Here is an 18,730-nt window from a genome sequence, read left to right as displayed (position 1 = left end):
CGGCCCCGGTCAGACGAGACCACGCTTCGGCCGCGACCGCGAGCGGAAACAGCGGCAAACGGGGCAGACGCACCGACGGCGGCCGCCGTCCTGTCAGCCGGGCGATCCGGGCGAGAATCTCGGCCAGCGGCAGATCCTCGCCGCCCAGGATATAGCGCTCGCCGATCCGGCCCTTCTCCATCGCCAGCAGGTGGCCTTGGGCGACGTCCTCGACATGGACGAGGTTCAGGCCGGTATCGATATAAGCGGGCATCCGGCCCGAGGCCGCCTCGACGATCATCCGCCCGGTGGGCGTCGGCTTGACGTCGCCCGGCCCGATCGGGGTCGAGGGATTGACGATCACCACCGGCAGCGCCTCTTCGGCAGCCATCCGGCGGACCTCGGCCTCGGCCAGGAACTTCGACCGCTTGTAGGGGCCGACCATGTCGGCGACCGTGCTGGGCGTCGTTTCGTCCGACACACCGCCGGGGGCATGGCCCAGCGTCGCGACCGAACTGGTATAGACGATCCGCCCGACCCCTTCGGCCAGGGCGGCCTGCATCAGCGCCCGCGTTCCATCGACATTGGCGCGCATCATCGCCGCTTCGTCGGGAACCCACAGACGGTAATCGGCGGCGGCGTGGTACAGTCGGTCGCAGCCTGCGACGGCGCGCCGCAGCGAGGCGGCATCTTCCAGACTTCCCTCGGCCAGCTCGATGTCGAGGCCAGCCAGATTGCGGCGATCCGAGCCGGGACGGGCCAGAACCCGCACCGCCTGACCGCGCGCCAGCAGCGCCCGGACAATCGCCGAACCGACAAAACCGGTTGCCCCGGTGACAAGACAGATACTATTCATGCGCAGACAATCCATCGCGCCCGAGCGATGTTCCGCCCGGTCGTTCGGGTGGTTAGTTACATCTTTTGTGTTGGCATCCGCCACAGTTTCTTTAAAGCTGCGCGGAAAACGTCTACACGTAATAAGGGATTTTTAAGATCAATGCTGGCATCAAGTCTGATCGGCGGCGCATTGGCCGCTGGAGGGTTTGCCTATCTCGGTCTGGCGTTCCGTCATGTCAACCGTGGCCTGCCGCCCGCTCCCGTCTCTGACTGGAGACCGCCTGTCACGGTGATGGTCCCGGCCCATGGCGAGGCCCCCCGGCTGGCGGAATGTCTGCGCTCGATCTGTGCCCAGGATTATCCGACGCTTCAGGTCGTGTTCGGCCTGCACAGCCCCGACGATCCAGCCCGCAAGGTGATCGAGCGGATTCAGGCCGAATTCCCGGCCCTCGACACCACCTTGGTAATTGACGACCGCCGCGCCGGGTCCAACCCGAAAAACGCCAATCTGGCCAATATGTACCCGGCGGCGAAGCACGACATCCTGGCGATGATCGATAGCGATGTCGAGATTCCGCCCGATTTCATGGGCAAGTTCATCCAGCCGCTGTCCGATCCGACCGCCGGCGGGGTCACCTCGCTCTATTACGGCAGTCCCGAGCCCAACCTCGCCTCCCAGGTCGGCGCGCTATTCCACTGTGACTGGTTCATTCCCTCGGTGCTGGTCGATCTCGCCCGCCGCGACATGGATATCTGTTATGGCGCCGCGATCGCCGTCACCCGCAAGGCGCTGACCGCAATCGGCGGCTTCGAGGCGATGGCCGACGCTGTAGCCCAGGATTTTGTGTTCGGACACGAATTGCATCGTCACGGCTTCCGGGTCCGACTGTCTACCGAACTGGTGGCGACCGTCGTCGCCGAACCGAGCTTTTCCGCCCTGATCTCGCACGAGTTGCGGTGGAACCGGGCGATCCGGGCGATCCGGCCATTCGAACATTTCCTATCGATCTTCATGAGCCCGCTCGGGCCGATGCTGCTGATGGCCCTGCTGGGCTGGCCGTTGTGGATCGCGCTGCCGCTGATCGTGCTGCATGTCTGGTTGCGGATCCGGTTGCATCTTCTGCTGCGGGAACGTTTTGGCCTGTGCCCGGCCCGGCCCTGGCTGGTTCCGCTGCGCGAACTGGTCAATTTCGTGATCTGGGTGCGGACCCCGCTGGGGCGCAAGGTGCGGTGGGACGACCGCGTCCTTGTCACCGGCGACGGGCTGCGGATGAAGGCGGCGGATTAACCGGACAAAGTCCTGGTCAGCCGAACCCGCACTCGACCAAAAGGCGGTGGAAGTCGCGCAGCGCCTTCTCCGCCTGGGCGGGGTCGGGGACGCTGGCCAGGAACTTTTCCTCGAACTGCTTCTGGCGCAGATGCTCGATCACCCTGGCCTTGGCCATATCGAGCGATTGCCCCTGGATCAACACTCCCGAGCCGCAGAATTTGACCAGCCGGATCGCCCGCATCGCCAGCGGGTCGTCGGTCTTGTCGATTTTCTCGATTACCCCTTCCGATTGAAGATAGCGCACCATCACCGCGTCGATCCGGGCCGCCAGCCCGGCGCGGAACGCTTCCTCCAGCGCCTCGCAGGTCAGCAGGGCCTGATTGGCCTGTTTCAGCGCCGCCATCCGGTCGCGCGGCGGATGGCGCACCGGGCACCAATGATCGATATGGTCCGAGCGGGTGACATGCGAACGCAGCAATTCGGTCAGTCCCGTCCCGATCGACCTTCCCACCGGCGCGGCGCATAGCGTCAGCAGAAATTGCAGCCGGACACAGCCATCGGACAGCGCCCCCAGCAGCATCCGCACCGATTCGAGGGCAACCACCGAGGCTCCACCGGAATTCTGAACCCGAGAACCGCGCTGCAACAACGCCTCGGCCATCAGCGGCCCACCGGCAACGCGGTCGCGATTGACCAGCCGATGCAGCAAGCGGTGGAACATCTCGAATTCCTGGGCGGGATCGTTGCGCGACAGCGGATTCGCCCCACCGATCTCGCGGACGGTGCGCGCCATCAACGCCTCGCGGGTAAGCGGCAACCTCCCCTCGGCAAACAGCCGGTTCATCTCGGCAAACAGGTCCGGGGCGAACTTCGCCGGTTCAGCCAGCCCCTCGGCCAGATCGACGATCTGCCCCAACGCCGACGCCAAATTGGGTTGGAACCCTAGCAGATCCTGCACCATCTGGGCGGGAACGACGAGATCGGCCAGCAGCCCGTCGATCACCTCGGCCTGCGCTTCGGGTTCGTCGGCCCAGGCCAGCACCTGTTCGAGCTTCGCTTGCCAATTGCGCCGCTCCATCAACGCCAGGGTCAACCGCGACATCAGGCTGAAGGACGGGTCGGGATCGGCGGCGGATTGGGCCACCGCCTCGGCAAAGCTGGCGGGAGGTTTCGGCTTGGTGGCCGCGAACGCGCGGGCGCGCTTTTGCAGCGTCTCCCAGGTGGTTTCCAGAAAGGCCCGACGTGCGCGGGGGTCGGCCTCACCAGCGGCGCGGGCCTGCAACCCCGCCACCCGGTCGATTGCCGAGAACAGCAGATTGCCGCGATCGCCAAACCGCTTCATCTCCTTGGCATCGTGGAGTAACTCGGTCGGCGTCAGCACAATTTCGTCGAGATATTTGCGCAGCAACCGCCCGATCATGGTCCGCGATTCCAGGCCATAGACCTCCTCGACCGTGGTGCAGAGCGGTGCGTCGGTAATCGGGGCCAGGGTCAGATCGCCCGGCGCCTTTTCCGGTGCCTTCTTTTCCAGCACCACCGTTTCGGCGTGGGTACCGTCCAGCCGCTCGAAATCGCGGATCACCCGCACCGCGGCATGGTTGCCGGTCTGGAGCAGATTGTCGGCAAAGGCTTTGGCCGCCGCCTCGTCGGTGGCCATCTCGGTAATCACCCAACGCTTGTCGGCGAAGACGTGAATTTCGTAGGAGGTCTTGGACGGCTTCATGAGCCGGCTCCGGCGCGGGCGGCCAGAGCGTCGGCGGCGCGGCGGGCATCGTCGGCCAGGGCCGGAACGCCCGACCGGGCCGCCTGTCGCAGCCATCGTTCCGCCGCATCGAGATCGACCGGCCCCGCTTCGCCGGTGGCCAGCAACAGACCGTAATGGTAGCAGGCCTGGGCCTCGCCCGCTTCGGCGGCGCGGCGATACCAGCCTAATGCGGCGGCCAGATCGTTCCCGGTCCCGATCCCGCGCTCCAGCCGGATCGCCAGCGGCAACCAGGCACGCGGCTCGCCCGCCTCGGCAGCGCGATGCAGCCAATGGGTCGCCGCGACCTCATCAACCTCGCCGCCCAGACCCGACGCCAGCATCAGGGCGTAATTGACCTGTGCCGCCGCCAGCCCCTGTTCGGCAGCACGACGGCACATCATCGCCGCTTCGACCGGATCGGCTTCGGCACCCCGGCCCTGACGCAGCATGTTGGCCAGATTGAATTGCGCCTCGGCCCCGCCGCGTTCGGCGGCGGCGCGGTACAATTCGACCGCGCGAACCTCATCGCGCTCCACCCCGGTTCCGCTTTCGTAGAGCGCCCCCAGCGCGAACAAAGCGGCGGTGTCGCCCTGCTCGGCGGCCAAACCGAACCATTTCGCCGCAACGGCAGGATCGGCGGCGGTCCCCCGCCCCTGCCGGATCATATTTCCGATATTGAATTGGGCAGCAGCATCGCCCTGCCGCGCCGCCTTCAGATACCATTTCAGAGCCAGGGCATCGTTGCGGGCGAGTCCTTCGCCCAAATCGTACATCATCGCCAGCGAATATTGCCCGGCCAGATCGCCGCCCTCGGCAGCCAGACCGTACAGCCGAGCCGCCTCGGCCGGATCGGCGGTGACGCCCTTTCCCTCGCGATAGGCATTGCCAAGCGCCACCAGCGCGGCCAGATCGTCCTGGTCGGCGCAGCGGCGCAGGCGATCGAGATCGGGCAGCGGTTCCGGCCCGCCGACCGCGAGTGGGTCGGTTTCGACCTCGAGCCCGGGCAGGAGCAGCGGATCGGAGATGGCCGAGGGGCGGACCGGAGCGGCACGGGACCGGGGAGCGGCGGGTGGGGATGAGGGGCGACGCGGAGCGGCGACAGGCGGCGGCAAATCCTCGACCCGGCGGGTGACATCGACACCGTCGGCTTCCATCCGCCGTAACAGAGCGACCGCTTCAGAATTTCCCTGGCGGGCCGAGCGGACCAGCCAGATCACCGCTTCATCGACGTCGCGGCGCACCTGATAGCCCAGCCGGTAAATCTCGCCCAGCTTGAATTGGGCGACGGGATCGTTCTCCTGCGCCAACAGGCGATAGCGGGTCACGATTTCCGGTTCGCGCGCCATCTTGCTCCTCCGCGACGGGAACAGCCTTCAAGATGACGCAACCGCAATCGCCTGTCGAGACGAGGACGACGGTCAGGGAGCGTATTCAGCCATGCAATTGGGGGTTTCCCACACCCGAAGCGCGATCAACCGTGCCGCACCACCCGAACGCGTGACCACCGGCGCCTCCAGCACCGCGAACCAGTGGCGAGCCAGCGCTTCGGCGGTGGGATGGAACGGCACGACATAAATCTTCGAGCCGAGCTTTGTCTCGGTGGTCAGCGCCGCGCCGTCGCGGGCGACAGACTCGGCCAGCCCGGCCCGCCACTCGGCCGGGTCGCGCCCGTCCGGGGCGAACAGGTCAAGCAGGGCGACGTCGCTCAAGGCGACGATCAGGCCGTGATCGCAGGTCGCGTCGATCCGGGCCATCATCTCTTCTTTCAGGAAGGCGAAATCGATCGCCATGTCGGTCTGCTCGCCGCCGTCATGGAGCGCGTCGGCAGCGCACTCGGCCTCGATCCCATAGCGATGGCCGTGCAGATTGCGGCATTTCGAGCCGTGGGTGGCGATGCGGTGGCCTGCATCGATCTCGATACGGCGGCGAATATGAAACACGGACATCAGCGAAGCCCCAGACTCTTGTGAAGTTGCAGCCCCAGCCGCCAGCGCGGATGAGACAGGCAGTATTGCAATGCGGCGGCGGTATTGGCCTGCTGCTCCGGGCCGTCCATCGGCTGGAGCAGGAAGTGATCGAACGCCAGGGCCTCGAACTCCGCCGGGTCAGCTCCGTCCTGGGGAAAAACCAGCTTGAGCTCGTTGCCCTGCACCACGACAAGGCGGTTGCCCGCCTTGGGGCTGACGCAGATCCAATCGAGACCGGGCGGCAGCGGCACCGTTCCGTTGGTCTCGACCGCAATCGCAAAGCCGCGCCGATGCAGCGCCGCGATCAGCGCCTCGTCCAGTTGCAGCCCCGGCTCGCCGCCGGTGACAATCGCCAGACGGTGCGCGGTTTCCGCGACCGGCCACGCCGCAGCGACCGCATCGGCCAGCGTTTCGGCATCGGCAAAGCGCTCACCGCCGACGAAATCGGTATCGCAGAAGCGACAGCGGGCGGTGGCGCGGTCGGCCTCGCGCCCACTCCACAGATTACACCCGGCAAAGCGCAGGAACACCGCGACCCGGCCGGACTGGATTCCCTCGCCCTGAAGCGAGGCAAAGATTTCGTGAACGATATAGCTCATGATCCGCCCTTAGCCGCGCGGCGGCCTGGCTCCGTCGCCGGCCAGGGCCTGCCACAGAGCCAGCGCGGCAATCGTTGCGGTCTCGGCCCGCAGGATGCGCGGCCCCAACCCGACCGGGCGCACGAACGGACGCGACACCAGCAACGCCCGCTCCTCGGGGGCGAAGCCGCCTTCCGGCCCGACCAGCAGCGCCACCGGCCCGGCACTCCAACCCGCCGCCACCTCGGCCAGCGGTTCGCCGCCGCCGGTTTCATCAAGGAACAACAGGGTCCGGCCTTCGGGCCAGTTGGCCAGTACCCGGTCCAGCGGGGCCGCTTCGTTCAACAACGGCAAGGTCAGCCGTTCGCATTGCTCGGCCGCCTCGATCATCCGGGCGCGCAGGCGATCGCCATTGACCCGGCTGGCGACGGTGCGGCGGGTAAAGACCGGCCAGAACAACGACGCCCCCAGTTCGGCGACCTTTTCCGCCACCAGATCGGTGCGGTCGCGCTTCAACGGCGCGGCCAGCAGCCACGGATCGAAGCGGGGTTCGGGTTCGGCCGATTGCGGCCGGACCTGATGTTCGGGGATCAGAATTCCGCCGGGACGGCCCAGCCGGTCGATCCGTGCCAGCCACTCGCCGTCGCTGCCATTAAACAGCAGCACGGTTTCGCCAGGCTCGGCACGCATTACGGAAGAAAGATAATGGGTCTGCTCGCGCTCCAACGCCACCGCGTTTCCGGCGGATAACGGGACTTCGACGAACAGACGCTGGCGGGGACGGGGCAAGGTATCGGTCATGAGCGCCGTTCTACGACGAAGCACCCTCTCGCGGCAACTTAATGTCCTTATAAAGAGCCCTCAAGCGCCGGGCGCCGCCTCCGGCGGCTTGGCTTCGCGCCACGAGGCGCGGGCGCTCAATGCGCCAGTAGCTCCGCTCCGGTTATAAAGAGCCCTCAAGCGCCGGGCGCCGCCTCCGGCGGCTTGGCTTCGCGCCACGAGGCGCGGGCGCTCAATGCGCCAGTCGCTCCGCTCCGGTTATATTGCCGGGACGGGGGCGACACAGAACGACCATGCTTGACGCTGGCGCGCGTCGGGCTTATGTCCGAAGCTGGCGTGCTTTTCTCGAAAGACCTTTCCCCATGGCCATTCTGCCCATCTTCACCGCTCCCGATCCGATCCTTAAACAAAAGGCCCGGCGGGTCGAAGCGGTCGACGAACGGGTCATCACCCTGATGAACGACATGCTCGAAACGATGTACAAGGCACCGGGGATCGGCCTTGCCGCGCCTCAGGTCGGGGTGTCGGAGCGGATCGTCGTGATCGATATCGGCAAGACCGAGGCCGAGCGCCAGCCGATCCGGATGATCAATCCCGAAATCATCTGGGTGTCGGACGAAGAGAATACCTACGAGGAAGGGTGCCTGTCGGTTCCGGAAAATTACGCCAAGGTGGTCCGCCCGCGTCAGGTCCGGGTCCGCTATCACAACGAGACCTTCGCCAAGATCGACCTTGATGCCGACGGTCTGCTCGCCACCGTGATCCAGCACGAGATCGACCATCTCGACGGCGTTCTGTTCATCGACCACCTGTCCTCGCTGAAGCGCCACATGATCCTGCGCAAGATGGTCAAGCTGCGCAAAGAGGCTGACGTCTGATGAAACTGGTGTTCATGGGGACGCCCGATTTCGCGGTGGCGATCCTTGATTCGCTGCTGTCGGCCGGGCACGAGATCGTCGCGGTCTATTCCCAGCCCCCCCGCCCCGCCGGGCGCGGTCACAAGGAACAGCCCTCGCCGGTCCACGCCTTCGCCGCCGCGCGGGGACTGCCCGTCCGCACCCCGCTGACGCTGCGCTCGGCCGAGGAGCAGGCCGCCTTTGCCGCGCTGAAGGCCGATGCCGCGGTTGTTGCCGCCTATGGCCTGATTCTGCCCCAGGCGGTGCTTGATGCGCCGCGCCATGGCTGTCTGAACGTCCATGCCTCGCTGTTGCCGCGCTGGCGCGGGGCCGCGCCAATCCAGCGGGCGATCCTGGCGGGTGATTCCGACAGCGGCGTCACCATCATGCAGATGGAAGCCGGACTGGATACCGGCCCGATCCTGCTGATGCGCTCGCTGCCGCTGCCGCCCGACGTCACCGCCCCCTGGCTGCACGACCGTCTCGCCGAGCTGGGGGCAAGGATGATCGTCGAAGCGGTGGAGAAACTGAACGACGGCACCCTGGTCGCCCAGTCGCAGCCCGACGAGGGCGCGGTCTATGCCGCCAAGCTGACCCGCGACGAGGCCCGGATCGACTGGCGTCTGCCCGCCCGTCAGATCGAGCGGCAGGTTCGCGCGCTCAATCCCTGGCCCGGCGTGTGGTTCGATCTCGGCGGCGAGCGGGTCAAGGTGCTGACCGCGACCCTCGCGACCGGACAGGGCCAGCCCGGTACCGTGCTGGACGGCGGCCTCACCATCGCCTGCGGCGAGGGCAGCCTGCGCCCGATCAAGGTGCAGCGGGCGGGCAAGGCCCCGATGGAAGCAACCGAGATGTTGCGCGGCAATCCCGTCGCAGTTGGGACCGTGCTGGACTGATGCCGCGCTATCGTCTGCTGATCGAGTATGACGGCTCGTCCTATAATGGTTGGCAACGCCAGGATCACGGCCTGTCGGTCCAGGGGGCGATTGAAGCCGCCGCCGCCAAGCTGTGCGGCGAGGCGGTCACCCTCTATGCCGCCGGTCGAACCGATGCCGGTGTCCATGCCACCGGGCAGGTGGCCCATCTCGACCTGCCCCGGGCCTATTCCGGCGATACCGTTCGCGATGCGATCAACTTCCACCTGAAGCCGAACGCGGTGGCGATCCTGGCCGCCGAAGAGGCCGAGCAGGGCTTTCACGCCCGCTTCTCGGCGATCGGGCGGTCTTATCTCTATCGCATTCTCAATCGCCGCTCGGCCCCCGCGCTTGATCGCAACCGGGTCTGGTGGGTTGCCGCCGCGCTGGATGCGGATCGGATGGCCGAGGCGGCGGCCCGTCTGCTCGGCCACCACGATTTCACCAGCTTCCGCGCCGGGTGCTGTCAGGCGCGCAGCCCGAACAAAACGCTCGACCGGCTCGACGTCACCCGGATCGGCGATGAAATTCATATCATCGCCGAAGCCCGCTCGTTCCTCCATCATCAGGTCCGCAACATGGTCGGCACCCTGAAGCTGGTCGGCGACGGCAAGTGGACCGCGGACGATGTCAGCCGCATCCTGGACGCGCGCGACCGCGCCCAGGCCGGACCGACCTGCCCCGCCACCGGGCTGATTCTGACCGGTGTGGTCTATCCCCAGCCGCCCGGATGGGTGAAACATCGGGACGACGGCATCGCCTGACGGAAGGCGGCTTAATCCTCTTCCTCGTCGTCATCGTCCTCGCTGTCGGGCGGAGTACCCAACCCGGCCAGCGTGACCCGGGCGCGCTCGATCTCGCGCAGCAATTCGCGAAAATCGGCGGCGAACATCGTGGCGTGGCTGCGCTGAAGCCTGGTCAGCGACGAAATGACGATCATCAGCCGATCGACAGACTCCCGCGCGCCAACCAAAGCCGCCCCATAGGGGGTTTCAGTGTAGCCCTCGGGCTTCCCCTCGTTCCGGCGGATAAAGACGTTGTCGGCCTTTTCCGCCGCCTGCATGAACGACAGCGTGTCCTGCTTGATCCGGCTTGCCTCGGCCAAAGCGGACTCGATCTCTTCCCGGCCGGGTTCCTGTGATGCGTTGACGGTCCCCATGTTCCCCCCTCCCCGTTATAGCAATCCCATGGCTTTGAAGCTGGCGTGGCCCTTGCGCCCGACCACCAGATGATCGTGAAGCGCGATGCCGACCGCGCCCAGCGCCTCGCGCACGGCGCGGGTCATCTCGATATCGGCTTTCGAGGGCTTGGGGTCGCCGCTGGGATGGTTGTGAACCATGATCAGGGCGCTGGCATGAAGGGCCAGGGCGCGGCGAACCACCTCGCGCGGGTAAAGCGGAGTGTGATCGACGGTACCGGTCTGCTGCAACTCGTCGGCGATCAGCACGTTCTTGCGGTCGAGGAACAACAGGCGGAACTGTTCCATCGGCAACGTCGCCATCGCGGTATGACAGTAATCCAGCAGCGAATCCCAGCTTGAGATCACCACGCTGTTGAGGATCGGGGCGCGGGCGAGACGAATCGCGGCTTCGCGCACCACTTTCAGCGCGGTCGCGGCGACCTCGCCGATCCCGTCGATCGTTTTCAGATCGTCAGCCGAGGCGGTCAGCACGTCGGCAAAGCTGCCGAAGCGCTTGATCAGCCCCTTGGCCAGCGGTTTGACATCTTTTTGGGGGATGGCGATGCCCAGCAGCATCTCTAGCAATTCGTAATCGGGAAGAGCTTCCGGCGCTTCGTGAAAACGCCACCGCAAACGTTCGCGGTGCCCTTTGCGATCAAGTCCGTTTTCGTCCATCCGCTTACTCATCCTTTGCTGGAATTTAAGGATGCCAAACGGACCCGGCCAAGGGAAGGGCCGGAGCAGGGGACTAGAACGGATGGACGGGGGGACATAAATCCCGCCACCGGGGGCGGAAATGCCCCGGTGGCGAACCGGTCACAGCTTGGCGAGGAACGCTTCCAGCCAGGACTGACGATCTTCAAGCTGGGCGATGTCGTGATCGAGCCAGGCGACCAGGGCGCTGTCTTCGCCACATTCGTCAACGCTGCTGCCACGCAGATCGATCAGACGGGCCAGTTCGGTCTCGACCGCTTCGATCAACAGATCGACCTGGGTGCGACGTTCGGCCGGTTCAAGCAGATCGAGGAAGCGGATCTTCAAGGCGACGACCAGCTTCGACAGATCGCTGCCTAGGCGCAGACGGGCGGTCAGCAGGGAATGCAGTTCGCGGCGGCCGCCTCGGGTGATTTCGAGCGGGGCGTCGTCTTCCATTCCGGCGCCGTCACGCGCCTCGACCAGACCTTCATAGCGCAGAAGCTCGATCGATGTTCCCATCAGCTCAAGCGAAGGGCCCATCATTCGGCTGGTGAAATGACGAACGGTTCCAGCCAGTTCGCTATAGCGCATCGGCCGGGACGCGAGGGTACCGAGGGCACAGAGCCGGACGGCTTCCTTGGGGGTCAGTGTGTTGTCGGCGAACATGGCGGGGGGCTCCATGCGAAATTGAACGACTCAAATATACCAACCTTTACCCGACCAGTCGAGTCATTCATTCCGACCGGGCAGGAAGCGCTTGCAATGCCCGCGCGATCCGTCAAAGTAGCTGCCCTCCACCCCAAAGCCGGAGCGAACAGGGGATGTCGGACGAGTCGGTTCCGGTCTGGGTTCTGGCCGACGACCGCGCCGGAAATGTCAGCCAGGCGCTGGGCGTCGCCGAGGCCCTGGCCCTTCCCTTCACGGTCAAGACGATCCGCTATGACCGCTGGGCCAAGCTGCCCAACCTGTTGCGCGGTGCCGGACTGATCGGGATCGAGGCGGAATCCCGCACGGCACTGGTGCCGCCCTGGCCCCGGCTGGTGATCGCGGCCGGACGGCGCACCGCCCCGGTGGCACGCTGGATCAAACGGCAGTGCGGGGCGCGGCTGGTCCAGATCATGGACCCCGGCGGACCCGGCCGCGACGATTTCGACCTGATCGCGATCCCCGCCCACGACCGCCCCCGCCCCGCCGCCAATGTGCTGGAAATCATCGGTGCCCCACACCGGGTCGGCCCGGCGCGACTGACCGAGGAAGCCAAACGGTGGGAACCCGCCTTTGCTGCCCTGCCCCGTCCCTGGATTGCGGTGATCGTCGGCGGCGCCACCCGACAGCGGCCGTTCCCGGTCGACATGGCCGAGGATTTGGGCCGTCGCGTCGCCGCCCTGGCCGCCGCCGCGCACGGATCGGTGCTGCTGACCACCAGCCGCCGCACCGGGGCGGCGCAATCCCAGGTGCTGGCCGCCGCTCTGCCCGAACCGCGCTGGCTGCATCTTTATGGTCAACCGGGCGACAATCCCTATTTCGGCTTCCTGGCCCTGGCCGACGCGGTCATTGTCACCGGCGATTCGGTCAGCATGTGCTGTGAAGCCTGCGCCGCCCCGGCCCCGGTGTTCATCTGGTCGCCGCCGGGCTGGGTTGCCCCCAAGCACGAACGGCTGCACACCTTATTATATCAGCGCGGGCTGGCGCGGCCGCTGGAGTCCGTCGCCGATCTGTCGCCGTGGGATCGTCCCCGCCTTGATGCCGCAGGCGATATCGCCGCCGCCTTGCGCCGGTTGCCGGATGTCGCCAGCGCACCCCAGACTTGAGTCTGGCCCCTCTGGAAAATACACGACATAAGTCATATATTGCGTTCAACCCTGTTTTCAGCTGGGACCGGACAGATGCCTCGTCTGACGATTTCGTTGCGAGTTGGGCTGGTGATCCTGCTCAACACTGTTCTGATCGGAATTTCCGTCGGGGGCGCGACCTTGACCGTCCTCAACCGCAACGCCGAACAAGATGCCTACATCGCCATCGACACCAACATGCGGGTGGCATGGAACGACGTGCGGGCAAAAGGCAGTCCGATCCGCGTCGTTGATGGCCGGATGCTGGCGGGCGACACCCCCCTCAACGATAATTCCGCGCTGGTCGATGCGATCGTCTCCCAGGTTGGCGGCACTGCGACACTCTTCATGGGTGACACCCGGATCGCCACCAATGTGCGCAAAAGCGACGGCAGCCGCGCGGTGGGAACCAAGCTGGCGCGCAACGCCGCCTATGAATCCGTGTTCGAGCGCAAAGAGCCCTATCGCGGCTTCGTCGATATCCTCGGCGTCCCCTATGTCACCGGCTACGACCCGATCCGCGACGATAAGGGTGATGTGATCGGAATCTTGTATGTCGGCATCCCGGTCAGCCAGTTCTTCGCCTCGGCCGACGCGGTCAAGACCTGGACCCTGGTGATTCTGATCGGATGCGGCGCGCTGGGCCTGGGCCTGGGCCTGCTGCTGGCTCGCAACACGATCGTCCGCCCCTTGCGCAAGATCACCTCCGCGATGGGCGACGTCGCGAAGGGACGGATCGACACCGCCCTCCCTTACACCGACCGGCCGGACGATATCGGCGACATGGCAAGGACGCTGGAAGTGTTTCGCGCCAACATCGCCGAAAACGAACGGCTGAATCGCGAACAAGTCCTTCAGGAAGAACGGAGCCAGCAGCAGCGTCAGGCCGATATGGCGGCTCTGGCCGACGGGATGGAGCAGCGGGTTCACCGCCTCGTCGCCGAAATCGGCACCTTGACCGACCATCTTCACCGCGCCGCCGACGATCTGTCCGCCAATGCCGACCATACCGGCAAGCAAGGTGCCGCGTTGGCATCGGCCAGCGATACCGCCTCGGCCAATGTCGAATCGGTGGCGGCGGCGGGACAGGAATTGTCGGCCTCGATCCGCGAAATCGCCCGTCAGGTCGAACAATCGACCGCGATCGCCCGTGCCGCGGTGGCCGAAGCCGCCGAGACCAACCGCAAGGTCGAGGGGCTGTCCTCGTCCACCACCCGGATCGGCGAGGTCATCAGCCTGATCAACGGCATCGCCAGTCAGACCAACATGCTGGCCCTGAATGCCACGATTGAAAGCGCCCGGGCCGGAGAGGCGGGCAAAGGGTTTGCCGTCGTCGCGCACGAGGTCAAGACCCTGGCCGGTCAGACCGCTCACGCCACCGAGGACATCGCCCAGCAGATTGCAGCGGTTCAGGACGGAACCCGCGCCACGGTCGAAGCCATCCATGCCATCGCCGACACCATTACCAGGATCGATTCCTTCTCGGCTTCGATTGCCGGGGCGGTCGAGGAACAAGGAACGGTGACCAACGAAATCGCCCGCAATGTCGAAGCGGCCAGCCAGGGAGTCCGCGAGGTCACGACCAGCGTCTCCGAAGTCGCTCAGGCTGCGGCCGAAACCGGGCGGATGGCCAGAGACGTCTTTACCATCGCGGAAAGCCTGAAGTCACACAGCCGATCGCTTGAAGGAGAAGTCGAACGTTTCCTGGCGGAGATACGATGTAAAGAGGAGTAAAATAGGACATTGCCTCCAGACCTCGACAGGAGTCAGACTCATGCTGCCACGTAGATTAGACCCATCTCAGTCCCTGGCCGCTCGGGTCGCTACCCTTGCCGTTCTGGGTCTGTCGGCTTTGCTTCTCCTTCTTTTGATCCAGACTTGGTCCCAATCGATTATCGCCACCGAAAAATCCGAGGAAGAGGCGCATAATCTTTTGTTCGGTCAAAGCCGGGATTTGCGCATCATCGCCCTGGAAATGCGCCGGGCGGAAAAGGACTTCCTGCTGCGCAAGGACCCGAAATACGCCGACGCGGCGTTGGCGGCGGCCACTCAGGCAACCGATTGGACCAAGCAGATGGCCAGCGAGCCGCACGCCGAAATCTTCCGCGCCGACCTCGCCGCGATCGAGACCGGGATCGAACGGTACCGCATCGCCTTGCGCACCTTGGCCGACAATCTGGTCAAGCTTGGCCTGACCGAGGAAAAGGGGCTGGAAAAGGAACTGCGCAACGCCGCCCACGCGATCGAAACCAGCCTGTCCGCCAACAGTTCCGATCCGGCGTTGATGGTCCATCTGCTGACGATGCGCCGGGGCGAGAAGGATTTCCTGCTGCGCCACCGCAGCGAATATCTGGATAAGGTCGCGGCGGCCCAGCGGGCTTTCCTCGCCGCGCTCGACCGCAGCAGCCTCGGCGAGACCCAGCGCGCCACCCTGCGCCAGGATGCCCAGAATTATCTGGCAACCGTCACCGCCTATGTCGCGATCGACCAGGAAACCGAGGCCGCCCGCAAAGCTCTCAGTGAAAGCTATGCCAGCTTCGGCGACCGCTTCGACCAATTGGGAGAACGGGCCGGTAAGGAACGCGACGAAGCCCGCGAAAGCGTCGCCCTCACCACCACCCGCGCCACCGTAATCACCTGGGGGTTCAGCCTGGCCCTGGCCGCACTGTTCCTGATCGCGACGCGCTGGATTGGCCGCTCGATCACCATGCCTCTGCTCGCCACCACCGCCGCGATGAATCAGATGGCCGACGGGGCCCGCGACCTTGACATCGCGCACCAAACCCGCCGCGACGAGATCGGCGAGATGGCCCGCTCGCTTGAAGTGTTCCGCCGAGAACTGGCCGAGACAGAACGGCTCCAGCGCGAGGCCGAGCAGAACCGCCAACGCGAGCTTGACCGCGCCCAGCGCCGCGACCAATTGACCAGCCGGTTCGATCAGGCGGTCACCCAGGTGATGATCGGGGTGTCCACCGTGGTTGATCAGGTCGCCAATGCCTCGACCGAACTGAACGCCGCCGCCAGCCAGACCGGCACCCAAAGCGCGGCGGTGGCCCACGCCGCCGAGGAATCCACTGCCAACGTCCAGACCGTGGCGTCGGCGACCGAGGAATTGGGCTCGTCCACCTCGGAAATCAGCCGCCGGGTCCAGGACACCACCCGGATTTCGCAATTGGCGGTCGAACACACCGCCGAGGCGACCCGTCGCGTCGACGATCTGCAACAGGCCGCCAACCGGATCGGCGAAATCGTCCTGATGATCGAGGACATCGCCGGTCAGACCAACCTGTTGGCGCTGAATGCCACCATCGAAGCGGCGCGCGCCGGTGAAGCGGGCAAAGGCTTTGCCGTCGTCGCGGGCGAGGTCAAGGTGCTGTCAACCCAGACCGCCCGCGCCACTGCCGAGATTCAGAGTCAGATCGCCGGGGTCCAGAACAACACCCATCAGGCCGCCGATTCGATCCTGCGGGTCCGCGACGTGGTGGGTCAGGTGGACGGCGTCGTCACCTCAATCGCCTCGGCGGTCGAGGAACAGACCGCCGCGACCCAGGAAATCGCCCGCAATGTTCAGGAAGCCGCCGTCGGCAATGCCGAGGTCAGCCGTGGCATCATCGAAGTGTCGCGGGCGGCGAGTCAAACCGGCGATCTCGCCAACCGGATGCACTCGGTCGCCCAGGAACTGGGCGAGGTCTCGACCAAATTGCGCAGCGAAGTCGATAATTTCCTGAGCGGCATCCGCTCGATCTAGCAGCCCCTGCCCCCTCCCGGCCGCTCAACCGGCGGGGAGGTGCGGGCAGGCGGAAGATGGCGTGGTGATCGGACGCCCGACGCCGTCGAGAAAGATTTTTACGGCGGTGCGGACGTGAGAATCGATTTGTTCGTCGCTCCAATGCGGCACCAGACCGAGAACCTGACGGACATGAAGATCACCCAGCATCGCCCCCAGATAAATCTGCGCGATCGCCTCCGCCGAGCCAACCTCGACATGGGCGGGCAAGGCGGCACGGAAACGCTCGGCCAAGCGATGCTCCAACGTGCGCGGCCCGGTATCGAAAAACAATTCGGCGATTTCCGGAACCCGGTGTCCCTCGGCCACCAGAATCCGATAAATCGCGATATTGTCGGGAGCCAGGGCGGCGCGGACGAACCGCCCGCCCAGTTCGATCAGACCGGTTTCGCAAAAGGTACCGGGACCGGGTTCATCCCCCAGCAATTCCCACACCGTCGAGCTGATGTCTTCGACCAGGGCGCGCAAAAGACCATCTTTACTGCCAAATTGATCGTAAAGGGTGCTGCGCGACCCCTTGGACCGCTCGACGATATCGGACAGGCTGGTACACTCAAATCCTTTTTCGAGAAACAGCTCCCGGGCGGCATCCAGCATGGCTTGGCGACGGGCTATTCCTCGCCCCTGCGGCTTTGCCTTTGTCATGGTCAGCCTGTCTCTCCTGTTCCCTACGTATAAGCCGTCGAAAGCGACTTGATCGCAACTAAACTGTACGGTACGGTACACTGCATGAGCAGCGCCGTCCACCCCTTCTCCGACTGGCGCCGCCGAAGTCAAGGATTCCGACAATGCCCCTCCCCCCCAAATTTCCGACCCTGGCCGTCCTTGCTCTTGCCGTTCTGGTGACCACCGGGTGTGACGACAAAAAGCAGGCAAACGGCCCCCGTCCGACCGGCCCGGTTGAGGTCGTCGCCATCACGGTCGAACCCAGCCGCGTCGCGCTGACGACCGAGTTGCCGGGTCGGACCACCGCCTATCGCGTTGCCGAGGTCCGCCCCCAGGTCAACGGCATCGTCTTGAAGCGATTGTTCCAGGAAGGCAGCGAGGTCAAGGCGGGCCAGCAGCTTTACCAGATTGATCCCGCCACCTATCAGGCCGCCGTCAACAGCGCCCAGGCCGATCTGGTCAAGGCCCGCGCCTCGCTGAAATCGGTTGAGGCCAAGGCGTCCCGCTACGAGGATCTGGTCCGGATCAACGCGGTGTCGCGCCAGGATTACGACGACGCCATCGCCAGCCTCGATCAGGCCAAAGCGCAGATTCAGGTGGCCGACGCGGCATTGCAGACGGCACGGATCAACCTGGGCTACACCAAGGTGTTCGCTCCGATCAGCGGCCGGATCGGCAAGTCGAGCGTCACGGAAGGCGCACTGGTCACCGCTAACCAGACCACCAGCCTTGCCACCATCACCCAGCTTGACCCGATCTTCGTCGATGTCAGCCAGTCGAGCTCCGAACTGATTCGTCTGCGCCACACGATGTCGCCCAACGGCACCGAAGCAAAGGCGGCCCCGGTCACCCTGACCCTGGACGGGACGTCTCAGCCCTATGACCAGCCCGGTCGGCTGGAATTCTCCGAGGTCACCGTCGATCAGACCACCGGCGCGGTCCAGTTGCGCGCCGTGTTCCCCAACCCGCGCCATGACCTTTATCCCGGTCTGTTCGTGCGCGCCCGCATCGAACAGGGCGTCAAAGAGCAGGCGATCCAGGTCCCGCAAAAAGCGCTGGTGCGCGGTGCCGACGGCAGCGCCTCGGTCTGGGTGATCGGCCCGGACAACAAGGTCGCGCCGCGCCCGGTCAAGGTCAGTCAGGCAGTCGGTGACACCTGGATTGTCGAAAGCGGACTGGCGGCGGGCGATCAGGTGGTGATCGAAGGATTGCAGAAGATCCGCCCCGGTGCCGAGGTCCGCGTCGCTCCCGCCAAGACGGCCCCGGCGGCCCCGGCGGCTTCCGCCGCCGCCCGCTGATCGGAGAGTCCCCCCATGCCTCGTTTCTTTATCGACCGGCCCGTCTTTGCATGGGTCATCGCCATCATCATCATGGTGGCGGGCGGATTGTCGATCCTGGCCCTGCCGATCGAACAATATCCCCGCATCGCCCCCCCGGCGGTGCAGATTTCCGCGACCTATCCCGGCGCGTCGGCGCAGACGGTTGAAAACACCGTCACCCAGGTGATCGAGCAGAAGATGAACGGTCTCGATCATCTTCGCTATATGTCTTCGACCAGCGATTCCGCCGGTAACGTCGCGATCACGCTGACCTTCGACCCCGAA

Annotated in this window: 19 protein-coding genes; 9 read left to right on the top strand and 10 right to left on the bottom strand. The window is 65.4% G+C overall.

Features of this window, described 5'->3' with window-relative positions:
* Nucleotides 1–835 (bottom strand): hopanoid-associated sugar epimerase (gene hpnA / locus K678_RS14035; RefSeq protein ID WP_021133126.1); only part of this gene is annotated, 835 nt, incomplete at its 3' end.
* Nucleotides 836–976: 141 nt separating this feature from the next.
* Here hpnA and hpnI point away from each other — a divergent pair.
* The gene (hpnI, locus tag K678_RS14030; RefSeq protein ID WP_021133125.1) at nt 977–2,104 is read left to right on the top strand and encodes a bacteriohopanetetrol glucosamine biosynthesis glycosyltransferase HpnI; all 1,128 of its coding nucleotides are present in this window, start codon (nt 977–979) and stop codon (nt 2,102–2,104) included.
* Between the two features lie 16 nt (nt 2,105–2,120).
* On the opposite strand, the gene K678_RS14025 is transcribed toward hpnI, so the two are convergent.
* The 5 genes from K678_RS14025 to K678_RS14005 all read right to left on the bottom strand — a co-directional run bounded on the left by K678_RS14025 (nt 2,121) and on the right by K678_RS14005 (nt 7,176).
* A complete protein-coding gene (locus K678_RS14025; RefSeq protein ID WP_021133124.1) occupies nt 2,121–3,809 on the bottom strand; it encodes a hypothetical protein in 1,689 nt (562 codons plus the stop codon).
* On the bottom strand, nt 3,806–5,176 hold the full coding sequence (locus tag K678_RS14020) for an SEL1-like repeat protein (RefSeq protein ID WP_021133123.1): 1,371 nt from the start codon (nt 5,174–5,176) through the stop codon (nt 3,806–3,808). Before K678_RS14020 ends, K678_RS14025 begins: the two co-directional genes overlap by 4 nt.
* Before the next feature lie 72 nt (nt 5,177–5,248).
* On the bottom strand, nt 5,249–5,776 hold the full coding sequence (locus K678_RS14015) for a 6-carboxytetrahydropterin synthase (RefSeq protein ID WP_021133122.1): 528 nt from the start codon (nt 5,774–5,776) through the stop codon (nt 5,249–5,251).
* Nucleotides 5,776–6,396 carry a 7-carboxy-7-deazaguanine synthase gene (gene queE / locus K678_RS14010; RefSeq protein WP_021133121.1) on the bottom strand — a complete coding sequence of 207 codons (621 nt, stop codon included), beginning with the start codon at nt 6,394–6,396 and terminating at the stop codon, nt 5,776–5,778. The genes K678_RS14015 and queE overlap by 1 nt, the downstream gene beginning before the upstream one ends.
* A gap of 9 nt (nt 6,397–6,405) precedes the next feature.
* Nucleotides 6,406–7,176 carry a 16S rRNA (uracil(1498)-N(3))-methyltransferase gene (locus tag K678_RS14005; protein WP_021133120.1) on the bottom strand — a complete coding sequence of 257 codons (771 nt, stop codon included), beginning with the start codon at nt 7,174–7,176 and terminating at the stop codon, nt 6,406–6,408.
* Nucleotides 7,177–7,517: 341 nt separating this feature from the next.
* Here K678_RS14005 and def point away from each other — a divergent pair, with 341 nt between their 5' ends.
* Genes def through truA form a run of 3 tightly spaced genes read left to right on the top strand, consistent with a single transcriptional unit; the run spans nt 7,518 to nt 9,729 of the window.
* Nucleotides 7,518–8,033 (top strand): peptide deformylase, encoded by a 516-nt coding sequence (gene def, locus K678_RS14000; protein WP_021133119.1) that lies wholly within the window; start codon nt 7,518–7,520, stop codon nt 8,031–8,033.
* The gene (gene fmt, locus K678_RS13995) at nt 8,033–8,947 is read left to right on the top strand and encodes a methionyl-tRNA formyltransferase (RefSeq protein WP_021133118.1); all 915 of its coding nucleotides are present in this window, start codon (nt 8,033–8,035) and stop codon (nt 8,945–8,947) included. The genes def and fmt overlap by 1 nt, the downstream gene beginning before the upstream one ends.
* Complete coding sequence (truA, locus tag K678_RS13990) at nt 8,947–9,729, top strand: tRNA pseudouridine(38-40) synthase TruA (protein ID WP_021133117.1); 783 nt, start codon at nt 8,947–8,949, stop codon at nt 9,727–9,729. The genes fmt and truA overlap by 1 nt, the downstream gene beginning before the upstream one ends.
* A gap of 11 nt (nt 9,730–9,740) precedes the next feature.
* Here the strand turns inward: truA and K678_RS13985 are convergent, their stop codons facing one another.
* The 3 genes from K678_RS13985 to K678_RS13975 form a co-directional block, all read right to left on the bottom strand.
* Complete coding sequence (locus K678_RS13985; RefSeq protein WP_021133116.1) at nt 9,741–10,124, bottom strand: hypothetical protein; 384 nt, start codon at nt 10,122–10,124, stop codon at nt 9,741–9,743.
* Nucleotides 10,125–10,139: 15 nt separating this feature from the next.
* Entirely contained in the window at nt 10,140–10,820 is a 681-nt protein-coding gene (radC, locus tag K678_RS13980; protein WP_021133115.1) for a RadC family protein, read from the bottom strand.
* Between the two features lie 141 nt (nt 10,821–10,961).
* Entirely contained in the window at nt 10,962–11,507 is a 546-nt protein-coding gene (locus K678_RS13975) for a hypothetical protein (protein ID WP_021133114.1), read from the bottom strand.
* A gap of 155 nt (nt 11,508–11,662) precedes the next feature.
* Between K678_RS13975 and K678_RS13970 the strand changes: the two genes are divergently transcribed.
* From K678_RS13970 to K678_RS13960, 3 genes are all read left to right on the top strand, one after another.
* Nucleotides 11,663–12,652 (top strand): mitochondrial fission ELM1 family protein, encoded by a 990-nt coding sequence (locus tag K678_RS13970; RefSeq protein WP_021133113.1) that lies wholly within the window; start codon nt 11,663–11,665, stop codon nt 12,650–12,652.
* A gap of 75 nt (nt 12,653–12,727) precedes the next feature.
* On the top strand, nt 12,728–14,407 hold the full coding sequence (locus K678_RS13965; RefSeq protein ID WP_021133112.1) for a methyl-accepting chemotaxis protein: 1,680 nt from the start codon (nt 12,728–12,730) through the stop codon (nt 14,405–14,407).
* A gap of 40 nt (nt 14,408–14,447) precedes the next feature.
* On the top strand, nt 14,448–16,421 hold the full coding sequence (locus K678_RS13960) for a methyl-accepting chemotaxis protein (RefSeq protein WP_021133111.1): 1,974 nt from the start codon (nt 14,448–14,450) through the stop codon (nt 16,419–16,421).
* Between the two features lie 24 nt (nt 16,422–16,445).
* On the opposite strand, the gene K678_RS13955 is transcribed toward K678_RS13960, so the two are convergent.
* On the bottom strand, nt 16,446–17,105 hold the full coding sequence (locus K678_RS13955) for a TetR/AcrR family transcriptional regulator (RefSeq protein WP_039853285.1): 660 nt from the start codon (nt 17,103–17,105) through the stop codon (nt 16,446–16,448).
* A 143-nt stretch (nt 17,106–17,248) separates the two neighbouring features.
* On the opposite strand from K678_RS13955, the gene K678_RS13950 reads away from it, so the two are divergent.
* Both K678_RS13950 and K678_RS13945 read left to right on the top strand, forming a co-directional pair.
* Nucleotides 17,249–18,424 (top strand): efflux RND transporter periplasmic adaptor subunit, encoded by a 1,176-nt coding sequence (locus tag K678_RS13950; RefSeq protein WP_021133109.1) that lies wholly within the window; start codon nt 17,249–17,251, stop codon nt 18,422–18,424.
* A gap of 15 nt (nt 18,425–18,439) precedes the next feature.
* On the top strand, nt 18,440–18,730 hold a 291-nt coding region (locus K678_RS13945), incomplete at its 3' end, for an efflux RND transporter permease subunit (protein WP_021133108.1).

The organism is Magnetospirillum fulvum MGU-K5, from assembly GCF_000442515.1.
In the GTDB taxonomy this organism is placed as follows: domain Bacteria; phylum Pseudomonadota; class Alphaproteobacteria; order Rhodospirillales; family Magnetospirillaceae; genus Phaeospirillum; species Phaeospirillum fulvum_B.
The sequence above is the reverse complement of the archived record's forward strand: the minus strand, read 5'-3'. Positions and strand labels throughout refer to the sequence as shown.

Coding starts and splice junctions, on each gene's coding strand:
- hpnI (WP_021133125.1), top strand. CDS start 977: ATGCTGGCATCAAGTCTGATCGGCGGCGCATTGGCCGCTGGAGGGTTT.
- K678_RS14025 (WP_021133124.1), bottom strand. CDS start 3,809: ATGAAGCCGTCCAAGACCTCCTACGAAATTCACGTCTTCGCCGACAAG.
- K678_RS14020 (WP_021133123.1), bottom strand. CDS start 5,176: ATGGCGCGCGAACCGGAAATCGTGACCCGCTATCGCCTGTTGGCGCAG.
- K678_RS14015 (WP_021133122.1), bottom strand. CDS start 5,776: ATGTCCGTGTTTCATATTCGCCGCCGTATCGAGATCGATGCAGGCCAC.
- queE (WP_021133121.1), bottom strand. CDS start 6,396: ATGAGCTATATCGTTCACGAAATCTTTGCCTCGCTTCAGGGCGAGGGA.
- K678_RS14005 (WP_021133120.1), bottom strand. CDS start 7,176: ATGACCGATACCTTGCCCCGTCCCCGCCAGCGTCTGTTCGTCGAAGTC.
- def (WP_021133119.1), top strand. CDS start 7,518: ATGGCCATTCTGCCCATCTTCACCGCTCCCGATCCGATCCTTAAACAA.
- fmt (WP_021133118.1), top strand. CDS start 8,033: ATGAAACTGGTGTTCATGGGGACGCCCGATTTCGCGGTGGCGATCCTT.
- truA (WP_021133117.1), top strand. CDS start 8,947: ATGCCGCGCTATCGTCTGCTGATCGAGTATGACGGCTCGTCCTATAAT.
- K678_RS13985 (WP_021133116.1), bottom strand. CDS start 10,124: ATGGGGACCGTCAACGCATCACAGGAACCCGGCCGGGAAGAGATCGAG.
- radC (WP_021133115.1), bottom strand. CDS start 10,820: ATGGACGAAAACGGACTTGATCGCAAAGGGCACCGCGAACGTTTGCGG.
- K678_RS13975 (WP_021133114.1), bottom strand. CDS start 11,507: ATGTTCGCCGACAACACACTGACCCCCAAGGAAGCCGTCCGGCTCTGT.
- K678_RS13970 (WP_021133113.1), top strand. CDS start 11,663: ATGTCGGACGAGTCGGTTCCGGTCTGGGTTCTGGCCGACGACCGCGCC.
- K678_RS13965 (WP_021133112.1), top strand. CDS start 12,728: ATGCCTCGTCTGACGATTTCGTTGCGAGTTGGGCTGGTGATCCTGCTC.
- K678_RS13960 (WP_021133111.1), top strand. CDS start 14,448: ATGCTGCCACGTAGATTAGACCCATCTCAGTCCCTGGCCGCTCGGGTC.
- K678_RS13955 (WP_039853285.1), bottom strand. CDS start 17,105: ATGACAAAGGCAAAGCCGCAGGGGCGAGGAATAGCCCGTCGCCAAGCC.
- K678_RS13950 (WP_021133109.1), top strand. CDS start 17,249: ATGCCCCTCCCCCCCAAATTTCCGACCCTGGCCGTCCTTGCTCTTGCC.